The 2,217-nt window shown below is 41.5% G+C and carries 2 protein-coding genes; both read right to left on the reverse strand.

What is annotated here, in order from left to right:
* Positions 1–6 precede the first annotated feature (6 nt).
* A complete protein-coding gene (locus tag HMPREF0671_RS11565) occupies positions 7–978 on the reverse strand; it encodes an efflux RND transporter periplasmic adaptor subunit (RefSeq protein WP_036900933.1) in 972 nt (323 codons plus the stop codon).
* A 296-nt stretch (positions 979–1,274) separates the two neighbouring features.
* Positions 1,275–2,039 carry a glycerophosphodiester phosphodiesterase family protein gene (locus HMPREF0671_RS11570; RefSeq protein WP_036900936.1) on the reverse strand — a complete coding sequence of 255 codons (765 nt, stop codon included), beginning with the start codon at positions 2,037–2,039 and terminating at the stop codon, positions 1,275–1,277.
* Positions 2,040–2,217 lie beyond the last annotated feature (178 nt).

Genomic DNA, 2,217 nt, shown 5'->3' on the forward strand with positions numbered 1-2,217 from the left:
AATCTTTTATAGGTTTTCTATGCCACGTACCATAATTTTCTTTTTGGGAAGTTTTGTTTTAATTTCGATGTAATCTTGTTCTATGGCTCCTATGATTACTTGATTTTTCTTTAATTTATAGTCTTCTCCGTCTTTCTTCTCAATGGTATAGACAAAATAGTTTTCACCTTGCTTTTGTACGGCCGAAATAGGGAGTGCAAAACCTTGTTTGGAACTTATATTGATAATGGCCTCTACATAACTGTCGTTGATAATCATAGTTCCATTGGATTTGTCGATGGTAGCTATACAATTAATGGCTTTGGTATCTGGATTGATGATTTTCCCGATGTTAGATATTTTTGCTCGTAGGTTCTTGCTGTCATTACCGCCAGTTCCAAATATAACTTGTTGGCCAACGTGCAATTTCCTTATATCTGTATCGAATACTTCAAGTCTCAATTGGAGAGCATTGGGGTTGACTATCTCTGCAATATAGTTTTGCATATCGGTATATTCCCCTAATAATGTATTTACTTTTGTGATATATCCGCTAATGGGGGCGGTTATCGGAAAAGAAGCAGACATTTTCCCTTGCTCTATCAGAGTTGGATTTATGTGCAGCGTAGTAATACTTGCTTTGAGGGACAGATAGCCGGCGTATGTGCTATTGTAAATGCTTTTGGCTGCTAGATAATCCTTTTTAGCTCCAATCTGTTCAGCCCAAAGGGCGCTTGCTCGTTCGTAGTCAGCTTTCGCTTTAGTGTAGGCTATGGCCGCTTCTGCAAAACTTTGCTGTAAATTCATAAACTCGTTACCGGATATAGTCGCTACTACTTGACCGGCAGTGACATAATCTCCCACCTTACATCTCAATGTGTTGATTTTGCCAGAGATGGGAGTGCTGACTTTAGCCATGGCATTTGTGGGAGCAAAAATATATCCTTTGCATTCTACTTTCTCAAGAAAGGTTGCTGTACTAACTTGACCTATCTCCATTCCACCTTTTTCAAATTGTTCAGAGGTGATGGTTATCAGTCCGTCATCTTGAGATTGGGCTTCAGTCGTCTTATTGTTAGTACATGAATAACCTATGTATTTGTCGTTTGTTTACATATCAAAAAGAGCCTGTTTTAAGTTGTTGCAAGGGAGTGGCAGCAGTGCTGCATGAGCCGAACAGCAATACTGCCTCGGCTTTGCAGTAAAGTGATGATAAAGTGCTTAAAATCAGATATTTACATCTTCGACGGATTAAGTGAAGTGCATGTGGAAGTAAGGTGGCTACTTCATTTGGATTATTGTGCCCCTTGCATGGCTTCAATCGGATTATTGGTGGTGATGAAGTCGACACCTGCCTCGCTCATCTCTTGAATGGTGGCAGGTTCGTCTACGGTCCAAGCATTGACGGTCAAGCCTAATTCATGGGCTTGGCGTATCCATTCCGGATGTTGTCGGAATGCGCTATAATGATAATCAAGACCTGTGAAGCGGAGTTTGTGTAACTCTTCGGGCGAGACGTTTCCACGCAGATAGGCTACTTTAGCATGACTGTCTAATCGTATGAGTTCCTTGCATACGTCCATGTTGAACGAGATATATTCCACTCTGTCGGCCATACCATATTTCATTACTTCTTGCAAAGTCTTCCGGGTGGCCTCTCTGTTTCGTTCGAGGGTGGCGTGCGACTTGATTTCGATGATGAGTTTAGTGGGACTTTTGCTCTTTTTGAGCATTTTGAGGAAGTCTTTGAGTTGTGGCATGTGCTCGCCGTTGTCAAGCACGAGAGCTTTGCATTCCTTGTAAGTAGCTTGTTGTATGTTTACTCCTTTGAACGTAGGGTCATGGTTTACCATCAAATGTCCATCGGCAGTGAGCCAAATATCGGTCTCCGACCCATAAATTTGCAAGTCCAGAGCATTCTGTAATGATTCACGAGAGTTCTGTGCTGCGCCTTCCATTTTCCAATGTCCACGGTGCGCAATGACTTTATGTGCGCTCATGGTGAGGGTTGATACTGCTAGTAATGTGGCGATGATGAGGCTTCGTAGTGTTATTTTCATGATGAACTTGTAATGAGGTTTTATTGTTGGTTTATTCTTCTTTCAGAGTCGTATGCCAAATATACGCATAATTCTACATATAATATATGGTGTAGAGCATAAAATATGTGAATCGAAATCGGCCACCCTTGGTACACTGAAAGGATGGGGGAGCGAGACATACTGTAGAAACGATAAA

Source organism: Prevotella sp. S7 MS 2, from assembly GCF_000762865.1.
Lineage (GTDB): Bacteria > Bacteroidota > Bacteroidia > Bacteroidales > Bacteroidaceae > Prevotella.

Coding starts and splice junctions, on each gene's coding strand:
- HMPREF0671_RS11565 (WP_036900933.1), bottom strand. CDS start 978: ATGGAGATAGGTCAAGTTAGTACAGCAACCTTTCTTGAGAAAGTAGAA.
- HMPREF0671_RS11570 (WP_036900936.1), bottom strand. CDS start 2,039: ATGAAAATAACACTACGAAGCCTCATCATCGCCACATTACTAGCAGTA.